Origin of the sequence: Rurimicrobium arvi (assembly GCF_039540495.1) — a bacterium.
Classification (GTDB): domain Bacteria; phylum Bacteroidota; class Bacteroidia; order Chitinophagales; family Chitinophagaceae; genus Rurimicrobium; species Rurimicrobium arvi.
Genome location: NZ_BAABEZ010000004.1, coordinates 300,010 through 324,696, shown reverse-complemented (window position 1 = coordinate 324,696; position 24,687 = coordinate 300,010). Strand labels below are relative to the sequence as shown.

The following is a 24,687-nucleotide window of genomic DNA, read 5'->3' as shown; positions in this document are numbered from 1 at the left end:
AGTTTAGGAAGTTAATACTTATTGCACCAGATTGCAGGAAACAATGACGGTATCTTTCGCGTTACCGGCATTCACCAGTTTAATATCGTTCATGATCATGGTATAGGTGCCGCCTGTAACACGTACAGATACTTTATTGGCCTGTGGAATCCCATTATAAACAAGGCTGCCGCTCAGGATCACACGAACTGCTACATCGGAGCTGCCGGTTGCTTCCGTATTTACATTGTAATCGGCGCTTGCCGTAGGTAATGCTTTAAAAGAGGCGGTGAGCGAAGACCCGTCGCCATTCACACCGGAAATATAATTACCGGTATAAGAAATATCCACCTTATCTGCCTGGATCGTCTTACCGGAAATCGACCACTGATTTGCATTCAAACCTTTATCGTTTTTTGCACACGAGGCCAGAAACAAAACCCCTGCCATTGCAGCAAAATGGAGAATTCTCTTCATAAAAACATACATATATTCCCACAAATCTAATCATTCAGGGGAGAAATTCTATGCCTCCCGCTCAATATTTTTAAGAAAACTTATAACATAAAACCCACTTTGCAAACGCCTGGCCTCTACCTTTGCACCCTTATTCCGTGTTTTCATGAACACCTTACGTGTTATCCTCGTACTGGCGCTTATAGGGTTTGCTGAGTACTATAGTTTTGTAGTGATCAAATCTGCTTTGCGTACCGCACCGGCAGTATTGCGCAATTCGCTGCTTGCCCTGTATCTTGTTATTGATATCTTATGCTGGTCGGGCTTCTTCCTGTTGCGTTCAGGTGTATTGCAACTGCCCAATATGGTAAAAGCCGTTTACATTGCCCTGGCGATCGGTCTGTTGATCAGTAAAGCCATTATACTCATCATCATGTTGGGTGACGATGTAAGAAGGCTGATATTGCTGATCATTGCGCGGTTTAAAGCACCCGCATCCGCTGCGGGATCTGCTGCTTCAGAAGGCATTTCGCGGTCCGTATTCCTTTCACGCATGGCGCTTGCCCTGGGTGGTGCAATGATCGTCGGTTTCCTGCACGGCATCAGTAACAGGTACCGCTACCAGGTGAAGAAGGTACGCCTGAGGTTTCCCAATCTGCCTCAGTCGTTTTCCGGCCTGCGCATTGTGCAGATCTCCGATATTCATAGCGGCAGCTTCGACAATCCTGAAGCAGTAAGCAAAGGGGTGGATCAGATACTTGCCCTGAAGCCGGATATTATTTTCTTTACGGGAGATCTCGTAAATGACCGTGCCACCGAAGTGGGCGTTTACCAGCAGATCTTTGCGCGACTGAAGGCCCCTATGGGCGTATATTCCATTCTCGGGAACCATGACTACGGGGATTATGTGCAATGGCCCAGTCTTGAAGAAAAAAAGGCAAACCTGGATGCATTAAAACAGATCCACGCCCGGATGGGTTGGAAGCTGATGATGAATGAGCATGTGGTATTTGAGCGCGGGGCCGATAAGATTGCGCTGATAGGAATCGAGAACTGGGGCGCCAAAGCGCATTTCCCGAAATACGGAAGTATGAAAGACGCTTATGCGGGACTTCCGGAGCAGCATATACCATTCCAGATCCTGCTGTCACACGATCCGTCCCATTGGTCGGCACAGGTGCGGCCTGAATACCCTGAAGTGGATCTTACGCTCAGCGGCCATACCCATGGCATGCAATTCGGCATAGAACTTCCGTGGATGAAATGGAGCCCGGTGCAATACATCTACAAGCAATGGGCTGGCCTGTACCAGGAGGGCAAACAGTATATCTATGTAAACCGCGGCTTCGGTTTCCTCGGTTACCAGGGACGTTTCGGCATCTTACCGGAAATTACGCTGCTCGAATTAAATAAAGCCTAGCACATGCCTAAGCCATTGCTGATTGTTATTGCAGGACCTACAGGCGTGGGAAAAACCAGGCTGGCAATAGAGCTTGCATCGCATTTTCATACAGAGGTCATTTCAGCAGACAGCAGACAGTGCTATCAGGGCATGGTTATCGGAACGGCACAGCCGGATGCCGGAGAACGGGCTGCCGTACCACACCATTTTATCGATTGCGCAAACCCGGCAGAACCATTAACAGCAGCGGATTTCGAGCGTTTCGCCACAGACCTGTTGTCAAAACTTTTTGCCAACCATAAAGTTGTTGTTCTTTGCGGGGGAACCGGTCTTTATATCAAAGCGGTTTGCGACGGGCTGGATGAGATGCCGGAAGTGCCGGACCATTTTGTCCAGGCGGTGGATATGCTCTACAAAACCGAAGGCATTGCCGGATTGCAACAGGCAATTCGCACCGAAGATCCGGAATATCACTCGGAAGAAATGAACAACCCTGCCCGGCTTATGAGAGCCTTATCTTTCATACGCGCAACAGGTGAGAGCATTACCCGTTTTCGCACGGGAGTGAAAAAAGAGCGTCCTTTCAACATTTTGAAAATAGGCCTCGAAATGCCCAGAGCCATTTTGTATCAGCGCATTAATCTGCGTGTGGATCAGATGATGGATGCCGGACTGGAAGCTGAAGTACGTGCACTTGTACCGCTCAGGGGCCTTAAAAATCTGAATACGGTCGGTTACGCAGAACTGTTTGATTATTTCGATGGAAAGCTCAGCCTGTCCGAGGCGATTGAAAAAATCAGGCAGCATAGTCGTAATTATGCGAAACGTCAATTAACCTGGTTTAAAAAAGATTCCAGGTTTCTCTGGAAAGATGCGCGCAGTCCGTACACGCTTAATGAGATTATCCATCTTGCAGAAAAACAAATGGCGGAATAGTTACTATCCCGCCATTGTTACTTTAATCATCTGATTTATCCGATAAATTTCTTTTTTTCTCCGAGGATGCTCCAGCTGGTCTGCTCTGCGACAATCGTGTTTGTCAGTACACCGAGTCCGTCTATTTCCAGTGTAACAACATCACCCGGTTGCAGCCATTGCACCTTATAGTCCGGATTGTTGAGCAGTCCGGTACCATTGAGCTCAAGGAAACAACCAGTACCGACAGTACCGCTTCCGATCACGTCACCGGGCAGTACATCAGCACCGTAGGCACAACGTTCAATGATCTCGGCAAATGTCCAATCCATATCCGCCATATTGCCTTCGCTCACCAATTCTCCGTTTACCTTACAGGTCATGGCAAGGAAGTAAGAGCTCCCGGTATGTTTCGGTTTGGTAGGCACTTTATAGGGTTCAAGTTCGTCCGGTGTCACCATCATCGGGCCTATGACCGTAGAGAAATCTTTTCCTTTGGCAGGTCCCAGGTTTAACAGCATTTCCTCCATTTGGAGGGTACGCGCGCTCATGTCGTTCATGATCATGTAGCCTGCGATGTATTGATCCGCTTCTGCAGCAGTGAAGTTGCGTCCTTTCTTTCCGATGACTACAGCCACCTCCAGTTCAAAATCAAGTTTTTGAAAATGGTCGGGCATGCATGGTATATCGCCGGGTCCCTGAATAGCGTTGTGATTAGTGAAGTAGAAAATAGGGTAATGATCAAACTCGGCGATCATATCCACCTTTCTGTTACGGCGCGCTGCAGCCACGTGCTGGCGAAACGCATATCCATCCCTGCAGGAAGTGGGTTCCGGAACAGGAGCCATAATATCCGACTTGCTGAATTGAGCATCCGGAGTAACTGTTAGAGACTGCATTTTGATCTGCTTATCGATTGGCTTCAGTACAGCCGAATGCTTTTCCCATTCCCGGAGCATTTCCTTCATATTATCCGGCAAAGAAGCATCCAGCTTATTGGTATTATAGAGATGATCATCAATAAGCAGGGCCAATTGCTGTTTTCCGGAATATTTATACGTAACTAATTTCATATCGGATCGATCTGTTTTGTGCGCAAAGGTAAATTATAAACAGCGGGATTAAACAAAAAAGCCGCCCCTAATTGGGACGGCTTTCCGATTGCAGTTTTTACAATTATTTAGTTACAGAGAAGCGCTGTGTAGCGTTTCCGTTTTCAGTCATAATTTTCAAAACATATACGCCATTAGCCAGATCGCTTACAGAAGTAGGCACCTGATATGTTCCGGCATTCAGAGACTGAGCAGGGATAGTCTTAACAACTTTACCCATCAGGTCGATAATTTCCATGCTCACGTTGGATTTGTTTTCCAAAGTGAATTCTGCATTGATTACGTCAGCTGCAGGGTTCGGGAAAATGTTGATGCTGTTAACTCCTGCAGTTTGCTCAGAAACTGAAGCAGAAACGATAGGAACAACCTGAGCATTGATAACTGTGTTGTCAGCAGAGTTCATCAGAAGAACGATTGCTTTCATTTTTGCTTTATTCCAGGTTGAAGACAATGTTACTGCAGAGAACGTGTAAGAATAAGAAGTTCCTGCGGTCATTGCAGTAGGAAGACTTCCTGCAGCTCCTGTTGTAGTCGGATAAATACCGCGGGCAACGAAATCGAATTTCATTGTAGCGGCAGGAACAGGACTAGGCAGCGTATTAAAGTTATACTCTGTATTAGTCATTTTATAGGCTGGCAACGTAACACCGGAATAGTAGTTAGTTTGAGCATAACCTGAAGTAGTTCCGGAAACGCGGTCTTCAGTAAGCACCAAAGCCAGTTTATAATCGTTGTTAGTTTGAGCAGTTGGTTTAACATCCGCTTTAACGGTGAGCGTATTACCGCCAGTGATTGTTGGCGTTACTGTAATGTCGGCCAGACCGTAATTGCCACTCAACATACTGTAATAATCAAAAGCACCGCTCGGATCATCAGAATACATACGATCAACAATCATATTAGGATAACCGCTGACCATTGAACTGATGTAAGAATCGTAAGCGCTCACAGTCATTGGATCTGCATTATGAACAGCAGCTATTGCAACACCGCTTGGGTATTTGTGGTAGATAGAGTCCATATAAACCAATCCTCTTGGGCACCAGCCGCACCATGTACCGGTAGCTTCTTCCATGAAGACTTTTTTAGCAGTTTTTGTTGTGTAACCGGCAACTTTGGTTTTCAACGTGTCATTGGTATGATTCATGTCTCCTGTCAGTTCAATCCAGATCTTTAAGTCTGTATTTGCTGCGGGAGCTGTAACCGGTGTAGTGAATGTAAAGCTGTAAGTTCCCCAGAAAGGAGTCGTCAGCGTTTTGGGTTCGCGCACTACTGCACCTGTACCCAGCTGATAACAAACATTAAAAGAGGACACTGCCTTAATATCATTATTGGTGATAACACCACTCACAGCAATAGGTGAACCTGTCGCGGCATAGGCAGCAGCGCTACCCAATGTTGGAGTAATGCTTTCCAGAACCAGGTCAGGAGCGCTTGTAGCTGTTGCAGTCTGAACGTTGTCCAAACCCGGGAAACCCTGCGCTTTACCGATATTGCGGAATGCTACTTTGATATTCTGACCGGCAAAAGAACTTAAGTCTACGCTATAGCTGGTAAAGCCGGCTGTATTGTAGATTGTACCCAGACTTGTGGTGAAGTCGGCTTTTGTACCGCCACCGGTATTGGATACGAGAATTTGAACAGGGGAAGTTCCGCTTGAAGAAAGATCTCCCATGTCGAACTTAAGAACAGGTGTAGTTGAAGGCACCATGAATGCAGGTGTCGCTACCCAACGATCTGCAGTGGCAGTACCTGTATAATAAGAAGTGGAAATAAGCGCTGAATCACCTGTTGCCTTTGTGAAAAGGGCCCAGGCACTGGCATTCAATTTTGCCTGAATATACGTTGGAGTAATAGAAGTTGACACTGTAGAACCGTCACCGAACAGCATCCATCCTGAAGGAAGCGTAGCTGCGTTAAAGCCCTCCAGAGCAAGTTGCGCGTTAGCCGAGTGCATAGCCAGCAACAGCGCAGGAGCGAGTAATAATTTTTTCATCTTTTGAGATTTTTTAGAATGGCAATTTAGCGACTTTTAATATAAAAATGATATGATGACTGTTTTTCCGTTAATTTTTTTTAAACGGCCGGACTAACGTACTTTTGCAGCGTTGACTGCCTGACGCAGCAACACGGGGTGCCCACTATGGCTGAGATTATACCCGCTGAACCTGGAACAGGTAATGCTGTTTAGGAATTAAGATAGCCGTCTGTACGCTATTTTGGGCGCCTCATAAATATGTATTTTAAAAACAAATATACAATGAGGCCACGCTTACATCCCTTTTTCTTTACTCTGACGCTGACAGGAATCAGCTCATTAACTGTGCTTGCTCAGGAAAGCGATTCGGAGAAAATCACCCCCAAAATCCCCCACCAGCTTCAGGAGGTGGAAGTCAAAAACATCCGCGTTTCTGCAATAAGCCCCTTCAGCAAAACGGATATCAGCAGGGAAGATCTTGAAAAACAAAATCTGGGGCAGGATCTGCCTGTGATGCTTCAGATGACCCAATCTGCTGTTTCGAGTTCGGACGCCGGCGCCGGCGTGGGCTATACCGGCTTGCGTGTACGCGGTACAGACGGAACACGGATCAACGTAACACTGAACGGCGTACCTGTCAACGACGCCGAATCCCAGGGGACCTTCTTTGTAAACTTACCCGATCTTGCGTCCACTACGTCCAGCATCCAGTTGCAGCGTGGTGTCGGCTCTTCCACTAATGGCGGAGCGGCATTCGGCGCCACGATGAGCATCAGCAATATGGCGCAGAGTGATACCGCGTACGCTTCCCTGAACGCAAGCGCGGGCAGTTTCAATACTCAGAAATACACGCTTAAAGCAGGCACGGGTCTGTTATCCAGCGGATGGCAGTTCGATGTTCGCTTATCCAGGCTCAGTTCGGACGGCTACGTGCAACGGTCGGCAAGCGACCTGAAATCCGGCCAGTTTATTGCCGGATGGCAAATTAATCCGGAAACGAAATTCCGTTTCCAGGTGCTCAGCGGTAAAGAGAAAACCGGTCAGGCATGGAACGGTGTATCGCAGGATTCACTGTCTGTGAACAGGCGATATAATGAACTGGGTATGAAATCCGACGGATCGTTCTATAATAACCAGACCGATAACTATATGCAGACTTACTATCAGGCATTCCTGGATCATAATTTCGGAAAATCCTGGAGCGGTACCGTAGGCTTATTTCTCACACGCGGCAAAGGATATTACGAAGAGTATAAACTCGGCCAGAGTTATTCAGACTATGGCCTACCCAACTTTACAACGCCTGCCGGCGATACGATCACGAGCACAGACCTGATACGGCAGCTGTGGCTGGATAATTATTTTTATGGAGGCCTCTATGGTCTGCAGTATGCAAAAGGCCGCTGGAAAGTCAATTTTGGCGGAGCGGTCTCTCAATACACGGGTTTGCATTACGGTTATGTGAAATGGGCACAGGCGGGCGTACCTTCCGACTATCAGTGGTATCGCAACGATGCCATGAAAAACGACTATAACCAATACCTGAAAGCCGAGTTCACGCCGGTGAAAGGGCTTACGTTATACGGAGATATGCAGGTGCGCGGCGTAACTTATTTTATGAACGGCTTCCGTAAAAACGATGCGCTTCACCCTTCTGTAAATTACCTGTTCTTTAATCCGAAGTTCGGAGCGAGCTATCTTCTGGAAAATAAAAACCGGAAACTGCAACGCCTGTATGCATCAGCTGCGTTAGCAAGCAAAGAGCCTAACCGTGACGATTTTGAAGCGTCTCCCGCGCAGCTTCCCAAACCCGAAAGACTGCTGAATGTCGAAGCCGGCTACGAGATAAAAAGAAACAAATGGTCTTTCCTTGCAAACTACTACCTGATGAACTACAAAAATCAGCTGGTACTTAACGGACAGATAAATGATGTGGGTGCTTACACCCGCGTGAATGTGGGTAAAAGCTACCGAACAGGTATTGAACTGTCTGGTGCAGTGCGCCCTGCAACATGGATACAGATAGATGCCAATGCCACACTTGCTTCCAATAAAATCAAGGCTTTCGATGAATATGTCGACAATTACGACAACGGCAGCCAGGATGTGATTCATCATACTCAGACAGATATCGCCTTCTCTCCATCCTTTATCAGCGCGGCAGGTATAACGGTAATTCCTTTCCGGCATTTCAGGTATGCTTCGCTGCGTAACCTGGACCTGGGCCTGTGGAACAAAACCGTAAGCCGCCAGTATCTCGATAACACTTCAGATAAAAACCGGAGCATTGACGGTTACAGTTTACTGGATCTGAGAATCAACTACCACCTGGATCTGGGACATGCAAAGCTCCATATACGCGCAGGTATCTACAACCTGCTGAACAGGAAATACCAGAACAATGGTTATACGTATGCGTATATCAGCGGAGGTTCCACTTATATTTCCAATTATTATTTTCCTCAGGCAGGAACAAATTTCCTGGCTGGCTTAGGGCTTGATTTTTAATGCTCTGAAAGAAGAAGGAGCCCGGCAGTGTCTACAGGATGCTGCCGGGCTTTTTTTTGCTCGTCGGAAATATTACTTTTAAGCAATGAGCAATCGCCGAATTTTTCTGAAGCAAACCCTGATGGCAGCGGGAGCGATGGCTTTACCCGACCTATCGAAAGCAAATAATCCTGCCCCACTACCTGAACAAAATGACAGTGAACAATACTGGCGTGATATAAGAGCTCAGTTTCCGCTGAAGCGCGAACTGGTGTATTTGAACAACGGCACTCTGGGACCATCTCCCTATACCGTATTGCGGACTGTGGAACAGCATATGCTTTACGTGGAAGAAAGTGCTTTCCACGGATCGGGAGAACAGGAATTATGTACTGCGCTGGCGCGCTTCGTACACTGCCGCGAATCCGAAATAACACTGACACATAATGTCACGGAAGGCATCAATATCGTTTGCTGGGGGCTTGATCTGAAAGCCGGCGACGAAGTAATCATCACAGACAATGAACATGCCGGAAGTGCCAGTCCCTGGCTGAACAGAGCAAGGCTGAGCGGTATAAAGCTTGTTGTGGTGAAACTGGGTCGTACAGCGGAGGAAATGATCGGGAATATCAGGAACGAAGTAACACGGAAAACCAAAGTGCTGAGCATTCCGCATATCCCCTGCACAAACGGGCAGATACTTCCTATAAAAGAAATATGCCGGTTCGCACGGGAAAGAAATATTTTCACGCTGATCGACGGAGCACATCCTCCGGGAATGTTACCGGTGAATATCGAACAACTGGATTGCGATGCCTACGCCAGCTGTGGTCATAAATGGCTGCTGGGACCCAAAGGAACCGGCTTCCTTTATGTCAATGAGAAAAGCCGCGACCATGTACAGGCCTATTACGGAGGCGCAGGGGTAGATGCGGGGTGGGATCTGCTCAGTGCCCCGCCTTTGCTCAACGGATATGCTTCAGACGGACACCGGTTTTATTATGGCTCTCAGAATATGTCGCTGTACAAAGGACTGATATCGGCAATTCAGTTCCAGGAAGCTATAGGCAAAGAACGTATAGAACAGCGCATAAAGTCGCTGGCAAAATACCTGCAGGAACAGCTACTGCTGCTGGGTCCGGACATGGATATGCTGACACCTGAAGAATCTGCTTCGCGTGGCGCACAGATAGCTTTCCGGCTGCGGAATATAGACCTGCAGCATTTCAACAATTACTGCCGCGAGCGTAAAATAGTCACGCGCTTTGTCCCGGAAAACAATATCTGCTGCCTGCGCGTATCCTGTCATATCTACAACAGTTTTGAGGAAATCGACCAATTCCTGCTCATGCTGGACCAATACGTACACGCCCGATCGTAGGGGAAAATGCGGGGGATTTCGTGATGCGCAGGTGTATGCGTACACGCTCGTTTGTATCTTCACGTAACACTATGCATCTGAGCGTGAAAAATCTTTTGTCGCTTGCCTTACTGCTTTTGCTTCAGTTTTATGCGGCAGCCCAGCGATTGTCTTTCTTCAACCTGAAGGTGGAGGACGGATTGGCACAATCGCAGGCCACATGTCTCACACAGGATCAACGCGGCAATCTCTGGATCGGCACCTACGGAGGTCTGTCCAGATACGATGGTCAGAAAATAAAGAACTACACGGTAAGTGACGGCTTGCTGTCCAACTCTATTCTGAGCATTTTCTTTTCGCAATCGGGTATGCTGTACCTCTGTACCGGTGAAGGAATGCAATATTTCGACGGAACACGGTTCTTTACAGTTAAAACAACCGATGGAAAGATAATCAGCAACATTGCACAGATTGTTGAAGATGACAGGAAGCAGCTCTACCTGCTTAAAAGTGACCTGTCAGTCTATAAGCTTCAGGAGGGGAAAGACACCGCTGTTCTATCGAAAGAGCTGGGCAGCTGCACCACCCTGTTTTTCCATAACGGTCGCCTGTACACGGCCGACACTACAGGAACGATCAGCATACACAACGGTAAGAAGCCCGGCCAGGTGGAAGAAAGTATTTCCGGAATTGACGGTGCATTTGTCATACGAATATTCGCCGACAGTCGTTCCCGTATCTGGTGCGCCACTACAAAAGGTATTACACGCAGGGAAGGAAAGAACCTTGTGCTTTTCCGTACAAAAAACGGCACGGTCGCAGATAACATTTCGCTGTCCATTGCCGAAGACAACAGCGGCAACATATGGTTCTCCGGTGGCAGCGGTGCACTTCAGATAACCGACTCCACTGCAAACCATATCCGTCAACGCAATGGTCTTACGGACAACATCGTCTATTGCCTGCTCCGCGACAGGGAAGGTAATATATGGATGGGCACAGACGGTGCGGGAGTATTCCGGTATTCAGGCGGACCCTTTGTGAGCCTTGATGAGGCAAACGGGCTTCCCAATAAACAAGTGACGGGCATTACGGGCAGTAAGGACGGAACGCTGTACTTTTCCGAATACATGGGCCGCATCGTCCGGTACGAGCCGCAGAACGGCTCGATGAAGACAGTGGATATTCCGGGCCTACCCGTAGGTTCTATTCTCAATATTGCCTGGCAGGAAAATAAAGGTCTGTGGATCGGAACACGAAACGATGGATTGCTGCTGGTACAAGGTAAAAATATCATCCGTTACAAAAGCAAATCTGCTGAAAATCCGGAAAGCATTTTCTGTCTTCATGTGGGCAAAGACAGCGTGCTGTACGCGGGATACCACCATGGAATACTCTGTGTGAAAGATAATTCGGAAACACGCATCGACATGTCAGATGCCTCCCCACAGTGTATCACGCACGCAGGGAAGGACAGCATATTTGCAGCCACTACGAAAGGGATCAGGCTATTTGTGGATTACCGACCCGCGTCTTTCGAGCATCCGGACTTCCTCGACAAAAGCGATATTCAATGTATGGTGTTTGATAAAGGACTGCTGTACATGGGTACCGCGGAAAAAGGCATCGAAGTGCTGAACATCCATACCCGGGAAACCACCGCGCTGAACACCAAAAACGGACTTAGCTCCGACTTTATTTACACACTTACCAAAGACAGGGAAAATAATATATGGGCTGGTACCGGCACAGGCATCTGCCGTATTGCATCTTCCGGCCATAAGTTCACCATACAGGTATTCCGGAAGGCAAACGGTATTATCGGGCTGGAAAGCAATAGTAACGCATCTTACCTGGACCCTTACGGCAAGATCTGGTTTGGCACCACAGAAGGAATTTCCTGCTATGCTCCCAATGCGAATCCGGTAAAACCTAAAGCCCTCAGCATTGTGCTGCAGTCGGTAACTCTCTTAGGAGGCAAAGAAATAGATCCGGCATATTATTCGGAAAAAGAAGGCTGGTACGGTATCGCTAAAAACCTGCAGCTCCCCTACCGCTTCAACAACCTGAGCTTTGCTTTCCAGGCTATCACCCTGAGCCCTACCCAAAACATACAATACCGCTATACGCTGGAAGACGGCTCACATACGCAGGTATCGGAATGGACTGACGCGAATATCATCAACTTTTCATCGCTGGAGCCGGGAAATTACACGCTCAGGGTAAGCTGCAAAATAGATGGAGTATTGCAGAAAGTACTGCTCATTTATTCCTTCCGGATCAAAACCCCTTTTCACAAAAGCATCTGGTTTATCATTACCATTATCGGCCTCGCAATTTTATGCGGGGTGTACCTGCAATATGCGGCACACCGCAGGCGACAGAAAAGACAGGCAAGAGAAGAAGCTTTCAGAAGGGAAGAACAGAACAAGGTCCGCGAGCGTACCGCAGAAGATTTTCACGATGAAGTAGGAAACAGGCTCACCCGCATCAACCTGCTGGCTAATGTTCTGAAAACAAAGCTACCTGCGGAAAATACCGATGCGCAACGGATTCTGCAGCAGATACAGGACAACTCCCTGCAGTTATACGCCGGCACGAGAGACATACTCTGGTCGCTGCAGACTTCCAATGACAACCTGTATGAAATACTGAATCACATTCGTGATCTCGCGATCGAATTGTTTTCCGAAACAGGAATTGCATTCAGTCTTTTCGGAAATGAGGAAAGCTTCCGTGAATACAAAATGCCGCTGGACAAAAGCAGGAATTTTATTATGATCTGGAAAGAAGCACTGAACAATTGCCTCAAATACGCAAATGCGAATAAGGTTATGCTGCAGGTGAGCAGGTTACCGGAAAACCTGATTCAGGTAAGGCTGGTGGACAACGGGACGGGATTTGCAGCTAACGAGAAATATCAGGGGAACGGACTGAAAAACATGCAGGCCCGTGCATCGCGCATGGACGCAACATTTGAGATTCTGAGCGCTGCCACAGGTACTCAGATCGTTTTAATCATGAAAGAAAAATAGCACATCTATGAGCCAGGATAAAAAGATACGTGTCTCTATCATTGAAGACGACAGCACCATCCGGGAAGGTTATGAATTCCTGCTGAACAATGCCGCAAACCTGCAGGTGGTGAGCGCATATCCGAGTGTAGACGACGCTTTGAAAAAACTGGGAACCGACAACCCGGATGTGATCCTGCTGGATATTGAGCTGCCGGGAACTTCGGGTCTGGACGGATTGCCCAGACTTAAGAAAGTGCTGCCGGACGCTTATATCCTTATGCTTACCGTATACGAACAACCGCATCATATATTCCGGGCACTGGGCACCGGTGCTTCCGGCTATCTCACCAAAAATTCGAGTCCTGATAAAATTATCTCCGCGATACAGGAAGTGATGGAAGGCGGAGGCCCTATGAGCGCAAATATCGCCCGCATGGTCATCAGCAGTTTCCAACGCAGCGAAGCTTCCCCGCTCACCAAACGTGAAACGGAAATCCTCGAACTGATATCGGTGGGAAAAAGCCGTAAAAAGATCGCCGAAGAACTGTTCATTGATCTGGAAACAGTAAAGTCACACATCAAAAATATTTACCAGAAACTTGATGTGCACTCCAAGGAAGACGCGCTGAAAACCGCTAAAGAGCAGAAGTTTATCTGACACATCAGCTTAGTATCTCCAGGAGCGCAGACCGGATGTCCGGATATGCAAACCGGAAACCTTCCTGTTGCAGCCGGGCAGGATGCACATACAGGCTTTTAAGAATCAGGTCCGACTCTATTCCCATTACTGAAGTACCGATTCTGATTGCAAAAGCAGGCGCGGGCAATCCGATAGGCCGATGCAATACCTGACGCAGCGTTCTCATCAGCTCTTTATTGCGGACCGGGTGCGGGCTGCACAAATTTACCGGACCGGAAAAGCCAGCCCTTTCGTTCAGAAAAATAAGGGAACGGTAGAAATCGTCTATATGGATCCAGCTGAACCATTGCTCACCGGAACCCTGCGTACCACCCAGGCACCATTTTGTAAGTTGCACAAAGGGTTCCAGCACACCGCCGTTTTCTCCCAGCACGATTGAGATACGTAGTGCGATCTGCCGCACTCCTGTGTAAGCGTAGTTAAAAAAAGCACGCTCCCACTCTGCAGCCATATGCGCCAGGAAGAAACAATGATCTTCCGGACTTTCTTCAGTATGCGCAACGTCGTCACCGGTACCGTATATGTGCGCGCCACTCGCATTGAACCATACCCGGGGCTTATTGCTGCAACTGCTGATCGCGTCACCGACCGCTTGGGTAGTTTCAATCCGTGAATCTATAAGCTCCTTTTTATTTTGTTCCGTGAAACGGGAAGTGATGGGCTTACCGGCAAGGTTGATGACCATCTCAGCCCCGTCAACTGCGTGCATGAGGGCTTCCTTATCCTGAAACGGAACAACTTCTCGCCCACTTCTGCCAACAATGACCACTGTGTATGCGTCCCGCTTGAAGCGATCTGCCAGATACCTGCCAATAAAACCGGTACCTCCTGCGATAACGACCTTTCCTTTCATAATGACAATCTAAATAAGCAAAATGCGTTTTGAATAAGGTTTGAAAGAAATCTAAGATTAGTATTTTTGAAAATGCCCCGAAAACTGCTCCTTTCCTTTGTCCTGTTTTGCTGTGTTTGCCTGAACACCAATGCTCAGAAAAACCCCTTTCTGTTTCCTGCTGCATCTGCACAAAAGTGGGTCGATAGCATTTATAACAAACTTACACCGGACGAACGTATCGGCCAATTGTTTATGGTTGCTGCATACAGCGGCGGCAAAAATTTTAACGAAGAAGCCATAACGCAGTTGATTGACAGGCATCAGATTGGCGGACTTATTTTCATGCAGGGAGGTCCTGTAAGACAGGCATTACTCACCAATAAATACCAAAGCCGGGCGCAGGTACCGCTGTTGCTGGCCATGGATGCGGAATGGGGACTGGGTATGCGGCTCGACAGTGTGATTTCCTTCCCCCGACAAATGATGCTTGGCGCCTCACGCGACACTTCCCTTATGTACCAGATCGCAATGGCCATCGCATATCAATTTAAGAGAATAGGCGCACAGGTAAACTTTGCCCCGGTAGTTGACATTAACAATAATCCGGAGAATCCCGTTATCAACAGCCGCTCTTTCGGGGAAGATAAAACAGAGGTAACCCGCATGGCAATGGCTTACATGAAAGGCTTGCAGGAAAACGGTGTAATGGCCTGCCTGAAGCATTTCCCGGGACATGGCAATACAGATGTGGATTCGCATAAAGACCTTCCGGTGATCCGGCAGACAAAAGACCAGCTGGAGGAGACAGAGCTCTATCCATTCCGGCAACTGATCAGCGGTGGTGTTCACAGCGTTATGGTCGCCCATCTGAATGTTCCGTCTCTGGAAGCAACTCCGAAATTGCCCACTACTCTTTCTTACAATACAATCACCAACCTGCTGAAAAACGACCTTAGATTCCGTGGACTGACCTTCACAGACGCGCTTAATATGGACGGTGTTGCAAAGTACTTCCAGCCCGGGGACCTTGAATTGAAAGCATTCCAGGCGGGAAACGACGTACTGCTTTTTTCCCAGAATGTTCCCGTATCAATTGCAAAGCTACGCCAGGCACTGGATGCGGGAAAGATCAGTACGCAGGAACTGGAGAAACGCGTAAAGAAAATATTGCTGGCCAAGTATGTCTACGGACTAAACAAATGGAAACCTGTAAATACGGCTAACCTTACCGCGGATCTGAACCAATATACGCTCACACTGAAAACAGAATCAGCTGAAGCCGCAGTAACCCTCGTACAGGATAATAACCGTATGCTGAATGCGCTTGAAAAATCAGGTTGTAAGGTACAATATATCGGACTGAACGGAAGCGCGAACGGCACCGTGCTGGAACGCCAGCTGAATAAAAGTTTTCCGGGAATGGCCAGTCGCATGCTGGGTTCGGGCAGCACAACCGCCGACTTCCTCGGTGCACAAAACTCACTCGATGCCTTCGATGTGAATATTGTTGCATTACATAATGTATCGCTTTATCCGGCTAAAAATTACGGAATCGATGCAGTATCGCTCAACTTTATTTCCAAAATACAACGACACCCGAAAACAATTTTTGTGTTGCTCGGCAACGCGTACGCACTTAAACTTTTCTGCAATATGCAATCCATGCTGGTGATGTATGAATCGGATACCACAACCGAACTCGCCGCAGCTGAAGTATTATCCCGGAATATCCCGCCCGCAGGAAGATTACCCGTCACACCCTGCCTGGGCATGCCGAAAGGCATTATCAATTCCGGCGAAAATGTGTTCCCCTACCGGCTGAATAAAACGGACCAACCGAGATCGTCGGGCACACCGGATAACAATGCGTTGCAGAAGATCAATTCCTTTATGAACCGTTGCGTGAATGAAAGAGTGTTCCCCGGAGCCCGTGTAATGGCATTGCAAAACGGTAAGGTCATTTTTGATCAGTCGTACGGCTACCTGGATTATCAGAAAACGGAAGCTGTAACAGCAAACACTATTTATGATGTTGCGAGCCTTACAAAAATACTGAGCACTACACTCGCCGTGATGAAGCTTTACGAAGAAGGAAAGATAGGATTGGATCAGCGTCTTAAAGATTTTCTGCCATGGGTGAAAGGAACGGATGAGGAAAACCTGAGCATACGGAATCTGCTATTGCACCAGGCAGGCCTTAAAAGCTGGATTCCGTTTTATAAGGAAACGGTAGACGCCTCTACAGGAATGCTGAAGCAGGACTTGTACCGGTCGGCGGCTGATGACTCTTTCGACATCCCTGTAGCAGCGGGTCTCTTCCTGCGCAACGATTACCGCGACACGATCTGGCAGCGCATTCTTACACAACCGTTGGAGATAATAGGCAAATACAATTACAGCGATCTGGATTTTTACTTCCTTCAGAAAGTAGTGGAGGCCGTGTCTAAGAAAAGCCTGAATGCTTATGTTCAGACCAGATTTTATAATCCGATGGGGCTTAAAAATATCGGGTATAATCCTTTGCGTAAGTTTCCTCTGGAGCAGATTGCCCCGACTGAAAATGACCTCAGCTTCCGGCATCAACTTATAAGAGGGTACGTACACGACCCCGGAGCGGCCATGTTCGGCGGTGTGGCGGGGCATGCGGGTATATTCGCAACCGCCGCAGACGTAGCCGCTGTTTTTCAGATGCTGATGGATAACGGCACCTACCGTGGTAAGGAATATTTTAAAGCAGCGACTGTGCAAAAATTCATCAGGTATAATTCCACCGCAAGCCGGCGCGGACTCGGTTTCGACAAGCCCAGCAATGAACGGAATGACGGCGGCCCCTGCGGAAACCGCTGCAGTGGCAGCACATTCGGTCACCAGGGATTTACGGGAACCTGCGCCTGGGCTGACCCCGCAAACGGAATCGTATTCGTATTTCTGAGCAACAGGGTGAATCCCAACGCGGAGAATAACGGAATCAACCGCCTGAGCGTGCGCACGGTGGTGCAGGACTATATTTATGAGGGGCTAGGTATTCCGGAAAACAAAAACAGACCGGATATTTATCAGACCGACATGACTGAGCTCAGATAATCAGCGCGATACCAGCAGGCGTTCGCAAACGAGCGCACTGAGCACCTCCTGGGGTCTTTTTCCGTAAGCGACGACCATGCTTTTATCGAATGGCTCTATGGAAAGGATCTTCAGCTTTACACCCAGTTTCAGTTCACGGCTGTTCAGATATTTCAGAAAATCGTCACCGGCATTGAGCACTGCGGCCAGCTTTACCGTTGCACCTTTCTCACAAGCCGCAAGCGCCTCATAAGATACCCATTCCATTTTGCCGTTCTTATCCGGAATGGGAGATCCGTGCGGGTCGAATTTGGGAAAGCCGAGCAATTCATCCATTTTTTCAAAAAAATCGTTCGAGTGAATATGCTCGACCTGTTCGGCAATCTCATGTACCTGCTCCCACCCGAAACCCATTTTCTCCACAAGGAACATTTCGGTGAGCCGGTGCTTACGGACAATAAGCGCCGCTTCTCTGCGGCCTTTCTCCGTGAGCCGCAAGGGCTTGTAGCTGACGTAATGAACAAGATTTTTTTCCGATAGCTTTTTCATCATGCTGTTGGCCGTGGGCATTTTTATACCCAGGTGCCGGCTCAACTCATTGATGCCCACTTCTCCTTTATCTGCTGAAAGACTCAGCAAAGCTTTCAGATAGTTCTCTTCGGTCAGCGATACCATGCGTCAAAATTAATCATTGCACCGGGATAGGATAACCACATGCGGAAAAAATTTGTTAGTTTAGTCTAACATTATACTTTTGCATAGTTAATTAAACAATTAGAGTAATGAAAAAAATGATGGTTTTACTGGCTTTCCAGGTCTGGTTTACGGTGCAGGCACAGGAAACAGATACTGCAGGAAGACTTTCTGAAGTGGTGATCCGGGGGGCTAACCGCGCCGTTGGCCGGGGAGAACAGGTAATTCCTACAGAAATTATCTCCACCGAATTTTTCCGGAAAAATCCTACGGCTAACCTGCTGGAGGCCGTTGCGCTGCTGAATGGTGTACGGCCGCAGTTGAATTGCAGTGTATGCAACACCGGCGATATACATATTAACGGCATGGAAGGGCCTTATACGATGGTGCTGATCGACGGTATGCCTATCGTCAGCAGCCTCTCCACAGTGTATGGTTTCAGCGGCATTCCGAACAGCATTATCGAGCGTGTGGAAATCATAAAAGGGCCTGCAGGAGCGCAATACAGTCCGGAAGCAATGGGAGGGCTCATCAACATCATCACAAAGAAAGTAAGCGCTGCTCCGCGATTAAGTATCGATATGTATGGCACCAGCTGGCTCGAATCCAATACGGACATCGCCACCCGTTTCCGGATCGGCAAAAAAATTCAGTCGCTGCTATCCGCTAACTATTATCGCTTTCAGACACCAACAGATCACAACCGGGATGGATTTACCGATATGCCTTTACAAAACCGGGTTTCCCTGTTCAACAAATGGTCTTTTGCACGCAAACAAAACAAGGTGGCAGAAATTGCATTGCGTTGCCTGCAGGAAGACCGGTGGGGCGGGCAGACTTTCTGGAAGCCTTATATGCGTGGCACTGAAACCGCATATGCCGAACAAATCACCACAAAGCGCTGGGAAAGTATCGCTCAATATGAGTGGCCGCTGAAAGAAAAAATAAAAAGCCAGTTGTCTTACAATTGGCACGACCAGAACAGCATGTACGGCACCACGGCATTCGTGGCACGGCAACAGGTATTTTTCGGACAGACGATCTGGGAGAAGCAGGTAAGCGTGCATCACCTGCTGCTGGGATCGTCTATACGCTATACCTGGTACGATGATAACACGCCTGCTACCCGTTCCGCAGACAGCAGCCGGAATCAACCTTCAAAAAGATCACTTAGCGGGGCCTTCCTGCAGGACGAATGGAGCGTATGCTCCGGTGTTACGCTTTCCCTGGGTTACAGGGCAGATTATGATCCGGTGCATAAATGGATACACACCCCCAGGGTCGCGCTGAAATATTCGAACGGTTACGCGCATACATTCCGTTTGGCTGCCGGTAACGGATACCGCGTTGTAAATGTATTCACGGAAGATCATGCAGCATTGAGCGGAGCGCGGGATGTAGTGATCGCAGAACAGTTACGCCCGGAAAGATCCTGGAGTTCAACCTGCGATTATCTGTTCCGGTTTGCAGGAAATTACGGGACCGGCTCAATCGATGTAAGTCCGTTCTACAGCTATTTCTACAATAAGATCGTGGGCGACTTTGATACAGATCCGCAAAAGATCATTTATAAGAATTTGTCGGGGAATGCACTTTCACGGGGAGTTACACTGAATGCCGATTACACTCCGGTGGGCGCTCCACTTTCCGTAACGGCGGGCATTACCTATATGGACGTACTTATCCGGGAGGAAGAAAACGGAATATTATTAACCCGAAGACAATTATTTGCTCCCACCTGGTCGGGAAATCTTATGCTCACGTACCGCTTTAAAAAGAAAATCATAGCAGATCTGACCGCGAAATGGGAAGGAAGTATGCGTTTACCTGTAGTTCCCAATGATTTCCGTCCTGAATACTCACCCTGGATGTGCACCGCCAATTTCCAGCTCAGTTATAAGGCCAGTGACAGGTTTACGGTGTACGGAGGGGTAAAAAACCTGCTGAATACCGTACCGAAAAACCCGATACTAAGGCCATTCGATCCGTTTGACAAGACAGCATCTGATCCGGTAACGAATCCCAACGGTTATACCTTTGACCCTTCCTATTCATACGCCTCCATGCAGGGAATAAGAGGATTTTTCGGCTTACGATATACATTGTAGTGCTTACCTTTGGCAAACCATTTTTTATTACATCCTGTCCGATGCGCCGCTTCATCAAACTTCTCTTACGTTCATTTCTGCAAGGACTTGTTGTGATCGGACCTGTGGCAGTAACTGCCTATGTCATTTACCTGGTGTTTGACCATGTAGATACATTACTGCCCTTTAAGATGCCCAGAGGCATGGGATTTCTGATTGTTATCAGTGCAGTAACACTGGTGGGCTACCTGGGAACCCGCTTTTTCTTTGCAAAGCTTATAGACGGATTTAATCATCTGCTGGAACATACACCGGGAGTGAAGCACATTTATTCTTCCGTACGGGAAGTAATGGGTTCGTTTGTAGGAGACAAACGTAAATTCAATAAACCGGTGTGGGTGAAAGTGGGCAACGACCCGGAGATCTGGCGGATCGGATTCCTTACGCAAAAAAGCATGAGCAATCTGGGGCTCGAAGATATGGTGGCCGTGTATATGCCTCATGCATACGCTATTTCCGGCTGGGTGATTATGACCCAGCGGACAAACATCAAACCCGTAACCAAAATGGATGCCGCCGAGGCAATGAAATTTGCCGTAAGCGGTGGGATTACTTTTTCTGAAGATAAAAAGTGATGAGCGCAGTAAAAATCAATTTCGGAGCAGGCCCGGCTGCTTTACCTGTAAGCGTGACGGAACAGCTGGCTTTATCCATCCGTAACTATGATGGTTCAGGCTTATCGGTTCTCGAAATCCCTCATCGCGGAAAATTATTCGATGCCATCCTGAAAGAAGCAAACGAACGTGTATTGCAGCTCTGCAATCTGGATGCCGCAACATATGAGGTGCTCTGGTTGCAGGGTGGCGGACGGCTGCAGTTTGCAATGATCCCGATGAACTTCCTTCCGGAGGCGGGCGCAGCCGGCTATGTCGATAGCGGATTCTGGTCGTCAGATGCCATGGAAAATGCAACGCTCTGGGGAAACACAATCAATCTGGCTTCGTCAAAAGATTGTGCCTATAAAAAGCTTCCGGAAATACCGGAGCGGTTCCCGGAAAATTTATCTTATATCCACCTTACGACGAACAATACCATTTACGGCACACAGTGGAAACAATTCTTCAATAGCCCAGTACCGCTATTTGCGGATATGAGCAGTGATATTTTTTCAGAAAGGCGCGATTACGGACTGTTCGATCTGTTCTATGCAGTAGCGCAGAAAAATATCGGAATTGCGGGGGTCACGCTGGTGGTCCTGAAAAAGTCGCTCCTTACGAAGGTTGTAAGGCCACTGAACCCGTACCTCAGCTACAGGGATCATGTTGCGGCGCATTCGGTGCTCAATACTGCGCCTGTATTCGCAGTGTACAGTGCATTGCTGATGCTGCGTTACATTTCGGACAGAGGCATCGCGGCCATTGAAGAAGAAAATCTTCAAAAAGCAGGGCTGCTCTATGACACCTTAGAAAAAAGCGTTTCCTTTGAGCTTATTGCGGAAAAAAATTCCCGGAGCAATATGAATGTGGTATTCCGGGGAATTGATCCGGAAACGGAAAATAACTTTAAATTGTTCTGTGACTACAAAGGTATCGAAGGTATAGAGGGTCACAGAAGAGTCGGAGGCTTCAGGGCATCCTTATACAATGCGATACGTCTGGATCAGGTACAATACCTGGCGAACGCAATAACAGAATTTGACAAAACAAGAACATAACGAATACGCACATGGCGAACATTACCCCATTTGAAGGATTAAGACCGAAACCTGAATTTGCAGCCGCTGTCGCTGCGCTCCCCTATGATGTTGTGAACGTAAAGGAAGCCAGGGAAAAAGGGAAAAATCCCATTAATTTCTACCACGTTACCCGTGCCGAAATAGATCTGCCGGATGGCACGGATGTACACTCGACACCCGTTTATCAGAAAGCGAAAGAAAATCTGGATCAACTGATGGCAGACGGTATTTTGTTTCAGGACAATGAGCCCTGCTATTACATTTATGAACTGGTAATGAATGGTCGCTCGCAAACCGGCCTGGTATGCGGCTCCTCCATTGAGGATTACAAAAACGGCATCATCAAAAAACACGAATTCACCCGCCCGGAGAAAGAACTGGACCGTATCAACCACATTAAAACGACGCATGCGCAGACGGGCATCGTATTCCTGGCGTACAATGATCAGCAGGATGTGGAGCAGATTATTGCACAATGGAAAAAAGACCACGCCCCTGCCTATGATTTTGTGGCAGAAGACGGCGTGCACCATATTTTCTGGGTAATGGACGACTATTCAAAAGTGGCTACCGTTACACGCCTGTTCCGTGAGGAAGTGCCCTGTACTTACATTGCAGACGGTCATCATCGCGCGGCGTCTGCTGCCCGTGTGTATGAAGATATGTGCGACAGCGAATTGTCGATTACCGGCGAAGAATCGTTTGCCTATTTCCTTACCTGCATTTTCCCGGCAAGTCAGCTGGCCATCCTCGACTATAACCGTGTGGCAAAAGACCTTAACGGCATGACTCCCGATAGCTTTAAGCAGGCGTTGGCACAGAACTTCGAAATACAGCCCGTTGGTGCGACACCTTACAAACCGGTGAAAGCGCATGAGTTCGGTATGTACCTGAACGGCAGCTGGTATAAGCTTACTGCAAAAGAAGGCTCTTTTACCACGGACCCTATCGGCATACTGGATGTAAGCATTTTACAGAACAATGTGCTTTCTGCATTGCTGGGTATCCATGATCCGCGTACTGATAAGCGTATCGACTTCGTGGGCGGCATTCGCGGTTTATCTGAGCTGCAGCAGCGTGTGGACAGCGGTGACATGGCGGTGGCATTTGCCTGCTACCCTGTGAGCATACAGCAACTGTTTGCAATTGCCGACAGCGGAAATGTGATGCCACCCAAAAGTACCTGGTTTGAACCTAAGACACGCGACGGACTCGTCGTTTACCCGATATAATAAAAGAGCCTCCTTACGGAGGCTTTTTTATTGTGGATCCCAGGCTTCGAAAAGCAGATTGAGATAATGATTTTCCGTTTTGGTAATGACCGAATCGGCCTTACACAACTGCATGGCAAAATCCAGCAGCTTCAATCTTTCCTGCTCTGTGGAATCATCATAGAAATCTTCGATGGCCTTAATATAATGAGACTCCCATTCATCCGGCTTCAGATTGCTGATGGTAGCCATCTGTTTATCCAGGTTTACATGAAAAGGGAATTCATGCAGGAGATAATCGCGTATAACAATGTCTTCATTGGGATTAAAACGAAAGTCGACGGCTGACAGGATCATCAGGATGTGATAACCAGCCATCGTCTTATTCATTCTGTTGTTCGGCATAAGCAAATAGTTTCGTCAAAAAATATTCCGGATCAGCGGTGCGTGGCCAGCAGCAGATCCAGATCTGTATATTTCAAATCAAACCTCCGTGCAATAGAGGCTTTCGTCACACAACCTTTGTATAAATAAACACCATTACGGATACCGCTTCTCGACTCGATCAGGTATTCCACGCCGCCGAAATCGGCAGACTGGCTCACAATCGGCATCAGCACATTACTGATCGCACGGGATGCTGTCCTGGAAACGCCGGAAGCAATATTCGGTACACAATAATGGATCACATCCTGGTACCGGAATACGGGCTTCTGCAATGTTGTGGCACGCGATGTTTCAAAGCAGCCGCCACGATCAATACTCACGTCGATCACAACCGAGCCCGCTTTCATATTCGACACCATCTGCTCCGTCACCACCATAGGTGTGATACCATGTACCGGCTTCAGTGCTCCTACCGCAATATCCGCCGAAGACAACTCATTGCCCAGTGTTACGGGATCAAGGACGGAGGTAGACACCCGTCGGCCGATATTATTCTGCAAACGCATCAGACGATATACAGAGTTATCAAAAACAGTGACATTGGCTCCGAGCCCCAGGGCGGCACGCGCAGCAAACTCGCCGACCACACCTGCTCCGATGATCACCACATTTGCAGATGGCACGCCCGAAATACCCCCGAGTAAAATCCCTTTACCATTGTGCTGGTTGCTGAGGTACTGAGCGGCAGTGAGAATAGCCGAATTACCCGCAATCTCACTCATCGAGCGTACAATAGGATAAGTGCCTGCATCGTCTTTAATAGACTCGAAGGCAATTGCGATAATTTTCTTGTTGATCAGTTGCTCCACCATACCGGCCTTCAGGAACGGCATATGTATAGGAGACAACACTACATGATTCGGTTGCAACAGATCTATCTCCTCTTCTGAGATAGGAGCCGATTTAATGATCGTAAGCGCTTTGTACACTTCTGCTTTATCATATGCAATACGGGCTCCCGCTTCGGAATAATCGCTGTCGCAATAAAAAGCACCGATGCCGGCCTTACTCTCCACAACCACCTCATGACCTCCGTTTACCAGTACAGCTACCGCTTCAGGAGTAAGCGCAACACGGTTCTCATCAAAAGAGGTTTCACGGGGAATTCCGATAAACATCTTCTTCTTTTTCGGCTTGATTTCCAGCGTTTCTTCAAGAGGAACATAGGAAAAAGACGGTGCAACAAAAGGCTTCATTCTTTCGACTTTCA

At 47.9% G+C, this 24,687-nt stretch carries 18 protein-coding genes; 11 read left to right on the top strand and 7 right to left on the bottom strand.

Features of this window, described 5'->3' with window-relative positions; translation table 11 throughout:
• Positions 1-18: 18 nt before the first annotated feature.
• A complete protein-coding gene (locus tag ABD846_RS04210) occupies positions 19-456 on the bottom strand; it encodes a hypothetical protein (protein WP_344822979.1) in 438 nt (145 codons plus the stop codon).
• A gap of 145 nt (positions 457-601) precedes the next feature.
• On the opposite strand from ABD846_RS04210, the gene ABD846_RS04205 reads away from it, so the two are divergent.
• Positions 602-1,855 (top strand): metallophosphoesterase, encoded by a 1,254-nt coding sequence (locus tag ABD846_RS04205; RefSeq protein ID WP_344822977.1) that lies wholly within the window; start codon positions 602-604, stop codon positions 1,853-1,855.
• Between the two features lie 3 nt (positions 1,856-1,858).
• A complete protein-coding gene (gene miaA, locus ABD846_RS04200) occupies positions 1,859-2,773 on the top strand; it encodes a tRNA (adenosine(37)-N6)-dimethylallyltransferase MiaA (protein WP_344822975.1) in 915 nt (304 codons plus the stop codon).
• Positions 2,774-2,808: 35 nt separating this feature from the next.
• Here the strand turns inward: miaA and ABD846_RS04195 are convergent, their stop codons facing one another.
• Together ABD846_RS04195 and ABD846_RS04190 are read right to left on the bottom strand one after the other, a co-directional pair.
• Positions 2,809-3,825, bottom strand: coding sequence for a fumarylacetoacetate hydrolase family protein (locus tag ABD846_RS04195; RefSeq protein ID WP_344822973.1), 1,017 nt, complete (start codon positions 3,823-3,825; stop codon positions 2,809-2,811).
• A 103-nt stretch (positions 3,826-3,928) separates the two neighbouring features.
• On the bottom strand, positions 3,929-5,860 hold the full coding sequence (locus tag ABD846_RS04190) for a T9SS-dependent choice-of-anchor J family protein (protein WP_344822971.1): 1,932 nt from the start codon (positions 5,858-5,860) through the stop codon (positions 3,929-3,931).
• A 264-nt stretch (positions 5,861-6,124) separates the two neighbouring features.
• On the opposite strand from ABD846_RS04190, the gene ABD846_RS04185 reads away from it, so the two are divergent.
• The 4 genes from ABD846_RS04185 (at position 6,125) to ABD846_RS04170 (ending at position 13,364) form a co-directional block, all read left to right on the top strand.
• Positions 6,125-8,350, top strand: coding sequence for a TonB-dependent receptor (locus tag ABD846_RS04185; protein ID WP_344822969.1), 2,226 nt, complete (start codon positions 6,125-6,127; stop codon positions 8,348-8,350).
• Positions 8,351-8,435: 85 nt separating this feature from the next.
• The gene (locus tag ABD846_RS04180) at positions 8,436-9,710 is read left to right on the top strand and encodes an aminotransferase class V-fold PLP-dependent enzyme (RefSeq protein ID WP_344822967.1); all 1,275 of its coding nucleotides are present in this window, start codon (positions 8,436-8,438) and stop codon (positions 9,708-9,710) included.
• A 35-nt stretch (positions 9,711-9,745) separates the two neighbouring features.
• Complete coding sequence (locus tag ABD846_RS04175; RefSeq protein WP_344822965.1) at positions 9,746-12,724, top strand: sensor histidine kinase; 2,979 nt, start codon at positions 9,746-9,748, stop codon at positions 12,722-12,724.
• Between the two features lie 7 nt (positions 12,725-12,731).
• Complete coding sequence (locus ABD846_RS04170; protein WP_344822963.1) at positions 12,732-13,364, top strand: response regulator; 633 nt, start codon at positions 12,732-12,734, stop codon at positions 13,362-13,364.
• Positions 13,365-13,368: 4 nt separating this feature from the next.
• Here ABD846_RS04170 and ABD846_RS04165 read toward each other — a convergent pair whose 3' ends face one another.
• Positions 13,369-14,259, bottom strand: coding sequence for a TIGR01777 family oxidoreductase (locus ABD846_RS04165; RefSeq protein WP_344822961.1), 891 nt, complete (start codon positions 14,257-14,259; stop codon positions 13,369-13,371).
• Positions 14,260-14,331: 72 nt separating this feature from the next.
• Here ABD846_RS04165 and ABD846_RS04160 point away from each other — a divergent pair, with 72 nt between their 5' ends.
• A complete protein-coding gene (locus ABD846_RS04160; RefSeq protein ID WP_344822959.1) occupies positions 14,332-17,325 on the top strand; it encodes a serine hydrolase domain-containing protein in 2,994 nt (997 codons plus the stop codon).
• On the opposite strand, the gene ABD846_RS04155 is transcribed toward ABD846_RS04160, so the two are convergent.
• Positions 17,326-17,979, bottom strand: coding sequence for a metal-dependent transcriptional regulator (locus ABD846_RS04155; protein WP_344822957.1), 654 nt, complete (start codon positions 17,977-17,979; stop codon positions 17,326-17,328). It abuts the gene before it with no gap.
• Positions 17,980-18,086: 107 nt separating this feature from the next.
• Here ABD846_RS04155 and ABD846_RS04150 point away from each other — a divergent pair, with 107 nt between their 5' ends.
• Genes ABD846_RS04150 through ABD846_RS04135 form a run of 4 tightly spaced genes read left to right on the top strand, consistent with a single transcriptional unit; the run spans position 18,087 to position 23,051 of the window.
• Entirely contained in the window at positions 18,087-20,105 is a 2,019-nt protein-coding gene (locus tag ABD846_RS04150; protein WP_344822955.1) for a TonB-dependent receptor plug domain-containing protein, read from the top strand.
• A 41-nt stretch (positions 20,106-20,146) separates the two neighbouring features.
• Complete coding sequence (locus ABD846_RS04145; protein WP_344822953.1) at positions 20,147-20,719, top strand: DUF502 domain-containing protein; 573 nt, start codon at positions 20,147-20,149, stop codon at positions 20,717-20,719.
• Positions 20,719-21,798: a 3-phosphoserine/phosphohydroxythreonine transaminase gene (gene serC / locus ABD846_RS04140; RefSeq protein ID WP_344822951.1), complete on the top strand. Its 1,080-nt coding sequence runs from the start codon at positions 20,719-20,721 to the stop codon at positions 21,796-21,798. The genes ABD846_RS04145 and serC overlap by 1 nt, the downstream gene beginning before the upstream one ends.
• An 11-nt stretch (positions 21,799-21,809) precedes the next feature.
• On the top strand, positions 21,810-23,051 hold the full coding sequence (locus ABD846_RS04135) for a DUF1015 domain-containing protein (RefSeq protein WP_344822949.1): 1,242 nt from the start codon (positions 21,810-21,812) through the stop codon (positions 23,049-23,051).
• Between the two features lie 27 nt (positions 23,052-23,078).
• On the opposite strand, the gene ABD846_RS04130 is transcribed toward ABD846_RS04135, so the two are convergent.
• On the bottom strand, positions 23,079-23,435 hold the full coding sequence (locus ABD846_RS04130) for a tellurite resistance TerB family protein (protein ID WP_344822947.1): 357 nt from the start codon (positions 23,433-23,435) through the stop codon (positions 23,079-23,081).
• Positions 23,436-23,467: 32 nt separating this feature from the next.
• Complete coding sequence (locus ABD846_RS04125; protein WP_344822945.1) at positions 23,468-24,673, bottom strand: alanine dehydrogenase; 1,206 nt, start codon at positions 24,671-24,673, stop codon at positions 23,468-23,470.
• Between the last annotated feature and the right edge of the window lie 14 nt (positions 24,674-24,687).